This window comes from Xanthomonas cissicola (assembly GCF_008801575.1).
GTDB lineage: Bacteria > Pseudomonadota > Gammaproteobacteria > Xanthomonadales > Xanthomonadaceae > Xanthomonas > Xanthomonas cissicola.
On sequence record NZ_VZPL01000140.1, the window covers coordinates 1 to 4515 of the forward strand.

Below are 4515 nucleotides of genomic sequence, written 5' to 3' on the forward strand. Positions count from 1 at the left end.
CCCACCAAGGACGCCGCACGCGCCGAGGTGTTCGACTACATCGAGATGTTCTACAACCCACAACGCCGTCATGGTTCAACTGGCGACCTGTCCCCTGTAGAGTTTGAACGGCGCTACGCGCAACGAGAGTCTTGAGTGTCTACGGAACCCTGGGCGTATCAGACGACAGGGCTTTTCTCAATCAAAAGTGAAACACTAACTATTGAGCAGTGCAAGAACACCGCCGAAAAACAAGTCATCCCGCCCACATTCGACCCAAGAGACCTTAAAATTCTTTGCGAGGTTTGGGCAGATCCAACATTTAAACCGCATCTAGCGAAAGAGGTTCCTAAGCAAAGACATGCATCACTGTTTGCCTTCGTGGTCGCACTATGGTGCGCTTGGCAGTTCTATACCCTATTCAGAGAGTTGATCTCTGCAAATAAACTGAAAGATCTTCTTGAAGAACGTCAGCTAGGCACAAGTCAGTAGAAACATAGCGACACTTGAATTGAAGCAAATAGATGAGGAGGGTTACCCCTCCTCATCTACATACAAGTGTTTACTCAATAGGTCTTGGGGATGGACGCTGATACTTTGAAAATGTCTTGTAAAGCGAGGCTGCGCGTTCATCGGCAACAACATTTTCAACACTACTCAACCCACGCCGGGCAATTTCACCGGACGCTTTGCTATCGCCTACGATATAAGCCAGTCGCAAGTAAGCGAGACTATCAACTATATTTTTGTTCTCGCCATCGCTTGCATAGACATCTGATAACCCATAGTAAGCATAAAGATTTCCGGCCACTGCTGCTCGTCGCAGAATACCAATACCTTTATAAAATGGACCATTCAGTGCAGTCTTCTTTCCATAAATGACTGTGGCTGCTTGGTTGCCGGCCTGCGACTCTGCTTTCAGTTGATCCAAACTCAAAGTTTCCAACCTAGCCAATTCTGCTTCGGTGGGATAGCCATGCGAAAAAAGCCACTTCGCTTCGGCTTCTGAGTTTGCGACAAACGGACCACTTATCTTGCAGCCATTTACACCATTCTTACACATGTATTCTTGTGCATCTTGCACGCCACTTAGTGCGGGGGTATTGCTTGTCTTTGGAGTTGCATTTGCCGCTGCGCTTTGATCATTGTCAACGGTTATGGGCGTTTCAGACTGTGCTCTCGCGGCATCTTCATTTACAGCGGGCTTATCGGTCTTTCCACAGGCAGCAAGTGCGATGGAAAGTATTGCCATGGAAAACGTAATTTTTGCTCTCATAGTGCCACCCATTATAGACTGCATTGGTGTTGCTGAAAGTTGGTCCACCATCTTGAACAAGCCGCGTCCGCCGTTGTCACTCGCCACTTCGTTCCAATCGAGTTATCTAAACTCCCCGAGCCAAGGACTTCTCCGGGAATATATCTTTCAAGATTAACAGCGTAACGTTTTGCCCAATCGATAAAAAATTGAACAAAGCTCATTTGATCATCGGCCTCAATGTCAAGCGCCTTCATGATCTCAAAGCAATAATACTCTGGCACAGTCAGTTGACCCGGGATGCGATACTTATTTGACTCCATGCTTTCATAATCGCATATTATTTTCAGATCTTCCCGAAAAATTTTAGTAGCCTCTTTCAAGGGCAGCCCGATTTTTGTGAAATTCTCAGTTTGCTTATTTAACGTAAAATCCATGAGCCAAGCGGCAGTCGCATTGGGAGCAGCTGTCGTCCCGTTAGGACCAAACGCTCTGCCCTGCGAGTAGCCAATCGCCATTAAAAGCGTAGACTTTCCGTTGATGCTTGCGCCAGGTAATTTATCTTGGGCATAGGTTGCGCCTGCTGGAAGCGGTATTGGATTGGGGCACATTGCAGGTTTTTGATTTTTGAGTTCATTGCAATACTCCACCGGATCCTCTCCCGAGCCACCACCACCACCATCGCCACCACCGCCGTCGCCTGGATCTGGATAGTAGGGCGGTGGCGGATTTTCAATCGGTGGCGGGATGTAGGGAGGCGGCACTTCAACAGGCGGCATTGTTGTGGTCCCGTCGGTGTCCGAGGCTGATGCCAAGGGCGACAACACGCTTGCTGCACCAGCCAAGATCAATGTCAGATAAATGGTTCGCCTAATCGCAGCTTTGAGCTGCTTTGGCTTGCCGTCCTGCGCTTCATTCACTTTCATAACTATCCTTATTAATAGAGCGATCAATTCCGATGATCAGGATTTCAAGCTCGGCTGAGTAAAATATCCCCTGTTCCTGTTCCAAAAGCGCCGGTAGACGCCCCATAATTTTTGCAGCAAGCGCTGGACTGCATGCATTTTTGCCAGCACTAAGCGTTTCTACGGATACATATCCGTATGAAAGAAGTGACCACAACGCTCTCGAATCTAAACCAGCTGTTGCTAAGTCAGAAATTTTTTGCAAGATCAATTTAATTTGATCCAGCCATGTTCCTGAATTACTGAGATCTCGACTTGTTGCCGTCAAGGATGCCTGCATCCAGGTTTGACCTGTTCGCTGTTTGGCAAAGACCAGGCAATGCGCAATATAGAGTGGATAAAAATTTCTATAGCGTCCCGCAAGATTAATCAAGAGAGCGCGAGTCACCCGTCCATTGGTGTCACTGAGCGGATGGATACAGATCATCTGATACGCGATGGCTTCGAAAAATGCGCAGTTGACCGGCTGGGCGCTCTTGCCTTGTAGCAAATCTTCAAGGTTTTTCAAAAGAGAAGGTAGTTGATCTGCCTGCGGTAAAACAAGCCACGCTTCTGAGGGTTTCTTACCGCCAACCCATGCATTATCTGTGCGGCTTCTGACTTGGCTATTGCCTAAATTTTTGGCCAAATTTAATGACCAATTTAAAATACCATGCGTATCTGGAAGTCCTGCTCTGAGGGACGCATTGATGGCTGACGCCGCTTGGCGACTTGCCCTCAAATCAGGGATCGAGGTGAACTTCCAACTCCCTCTGCACACATGAACTAGCCGGGAAGAAAGGGCTGAAAGGTAACTGACGCACTGAGCATCTGACTCAAAGCGTTGATAATCCCCTATTTTTTCATGGGTTCGAAGTGGTGGCTCCAACAGCGCTGGCGTATAGACCGAAAACGATGCATCGAGCCAAACAGAAGCGTCAGGCGCATCGCGTCGTCCTGGAAGTGGCGCAAAAGCCAAATCAAGCGGCGCTAACTCAAAATTTCCATCCATAGAATTTCGACGCACTGACGAAGCCTGGGCAACATGCCCTGACAACTATGTCAAAGCAAGACAAAAATCACACGAAAAGTGATTCGCGTCACACAAATCATCAAAACTCGATGATTATCAGAAAACCCCTACACTCACTGCGCACTTCACCGACAAACGTGATGCCAGTTAGCGCACACGCTTTGTCTTGGAGCGAGACTTGATATCAGCCAAGAGCGCGTGCTGGGCTTTGGCGGGAAGCTGCGTGAACTCCTGGATGAGTTCTGCCAGTTCGTCTGTCTCTGCATAGAGGTAGGCAAGCGAGACGCCAAGGGCGTCAGCCATTTTCTGAGCCGTTTCACTATCGCACTCATGCACTGCCCGCTCGTATCGATTGATGCGAACGCCTGCGACATCTTCTGGTAGTCCCATGAGCACTCCTAAGGCCTTTTGGCTGAGCCGAAGTGTCTTCCTCCGCTTCTTCATACGGGCGGCGAAGACGACACGAACACTACGGGCGTTGGGAGAAGTCATGCCCCAAGAATGAACGTAAGCTACGTTGCTCGTAAATTACGTTGCCCGTATGTTACGTTTAGCGTATCTTTTGCTTCGTTGCAACCCTCGTGGTTACACCCATCCAAGGCAAAGGACCCAACCATGTCGAAGTTCCGTGTCTCCCTCATCTCCTTGTTCATTGCTGGACTGACAGCCTGCCATGCATTTCTGCAATATGTGAAAGACAACGGCAGCGACGACGCCAGGATTGAAGACTTCAAGAGTGGCAAGTGCACGAAGGCAGAAGGCGCACCCAGCTTTTCTTGCGATGTCAGTGCCAGAGTTCGGGCGATGGGTCGCGATTTTGGGCACGAGATGGACGGGGTCTACACCTTTTCGGAAGTTGGTGGGGTTTGGAAGGTCACCGGTCGCATCCAGTGACGACCACTCTTTGATATTTCCTTCCCCATTTTGGAACTTCGATGACGGTCTGGACCTTCCTCCTTCTCCTGTTGGTTGGCGGCGCATTTTTTATTGTTATTGGATCGGTGGTGGCGTAAGCTCCCCCGTCAAGCAGGCACTTTAAAAGTAGAGCTTTCGGCGTACTTGTTGCGGTACTCGACCGGGGTCATTCCGCCGAGCGAATCATGGGATCTTGCTTGGTTGTAGTCGATCATCCACCAGTGGGCGGCCGACGTCCCCCCACCCTGAGTAGTGGTTTGGTTTAGAGTCCGGGGGTAATGATATCGGTGTTTGCCAGATGTTGGGCATAAGCAGCCGGGGTCATGCCGCCGATCGCCTTCTTGGGTCGGTCCTCGTTGTATTCGCGTCGCCAGCGTTCGATTTCGGTG

8 protein-coding genes and 1 pseudogene are annotated in these 4515 nt (G+C 49.6%); 3 read left to right on the top strand and 6 right to left on the bottom strand.

What is annotated here, in order from left to right; genetic code table 11:
* On the top strand, window positions 1–135 hold a 135-nt coding region (locus F7R02_RS24385), incomplete at its 5' end, for an IS3 family transposase (RefSeq protein ID WP_151210091.1).
* The gene (locus tag F7R02_RS24390; RefSeq protein WP_235900985.1) at window positions 136–471 is read left to right on the top strand and encodes a DUF6216 family protein; all 336 of its coding nucleotides are present in this window, start codon (window positions 136–138) and stop codon (window positions 469–471) included.
* A gap of 70 nt (window positions 472–541) precedes the next feature.
* Here F7R02_RS24390 and F7R02_RS24395 read toward each other — a convergent pair whose 3' ends face one another.
* The 4 genes from F7R02_RS24395 to F7R02_RS24410 all read right to left on the bottom strand — a co-directional run bounded on the left by F7R02_RS24395 (window position 542) and on the right by F7R02_RS24410 (window position 3655).
* Window positions 542–1315, bottom strand: coding sequence for a hypothetical protein (locus tag F7R02_RS24395; RefSeq protein ID WP_078589912.1), 774 nt, complete (start codon window positions 1313–1315; stop codon window positions 542–544).
* Window positions 1267–2160, bottom strand: a complete 894-nt coding sequence (locus tag F7R02_RS27095) for a hypothetical protein (RefSeq protein WP_234934380.1) — start codon at window positions 2158–2160, stop codon at window positions 1267–1269. Before F7R02_RS27095 ends, F7R02_RS24395 begins: the two co-directional genes overlap by 49 nt.
* Window positions 2147–3190 (bottom strand): Fic family protein, encoded by a 1044-nt coding sequence (locus F7R02_RS24405; RefSeq protein WP_172397231.1) that lies wholly within the window; start codon window positions 3188–3190, stop codon window positions 2147–2149. Before F7R02_RS24405 ends, F7R02_RS27095 begins: the two co-directional genes overlap by 14 nt.
* A 168-nt stretch (window positions 3191–3358) precedes the next feature.
* Window positions 3359–3655, bottom strand: a complete 297-nt coding sequence (locus F7R02_RS24410) for a helix-turn-helix domain-containing protein (RefSeq protein WP_078589914.1) — start codon at window positions 3653–3655, stop codon at window positions 3359–3361.
* A gap of 171 nt (window positions 3656–3826) precedes the next feature.
* Here F7R02_RS24410 and F7R02_RS24415 point away from each other — a divergent pair, with 171 nt between their 5' ends.
* Entirely contained in the window at window positions 3827–4105 is a 279-nt protein-coding gene (locus F7R02_RS24415; RefSeq protein ID WP_078589915.1) for a hypothetical protein, read from the top strand.
* Window positions 4106–4233: 128 nt separating this feature from the next.
* On the opposite strand, the pseudogene F7R02_RS24420 reads toward F7R02_RS24415, so the two are convergent.
* Both F7R02_RS24420 and F7R02_RS24425 read right to left on the bottom strand, forming a co-directional pair.
* Window positions 4234–4356 (bottom strand): annotated as a pseudogene (locus tag F7R02_RS24420) (integrase core domain-containing protein); the annotation flags it as partial.
* A gap of 32 nt (window positions 4357–4388) precedes the next feature.
* A partial coding sequence (locus F7R02_RS24425; protein ID WP_151210081.1) for an integrase core domain-containing protein occupies window positions 4389–4515 on the bottom strand: 127 nt, incomplete at its 5' end.

What these genes read in the sequence shown, in the direction of transcription:
- F7R02_RS27095 (WP_234934380.1), bottom strand. Translation starts at nt 2,160, where the DNA reads ATGAAAGTGAATGAAGCGCAGGACGGCAAGCCAAAGCAGCTCAAAGCT.
- F7R02_RS24405 (WP_172397231.1), bottom strand. Translation starts at nt 3,190, where the DNA reads ATGGATGGAAATTTTGAGTTAGCGCCGCTTGATTTGGCTTTTGCGCCA.
- F7R02_RS24410 (WP_078589914.1), bottom strand. Translation starts at nt 3,655, where the DNA reads ATGAAGAAGCGGAGGAAGACACTTCGGCTCAGCCAAAAGGCCTTAGGA.
- F7R02_RS24415 (WP_078589915.1), top strand. Translation starts at nt 3,827, where the DNA reads ATGTCGAAGTTCCGTGTCTCCCTCATCTCCTTGTTCATTGCTGGACTG.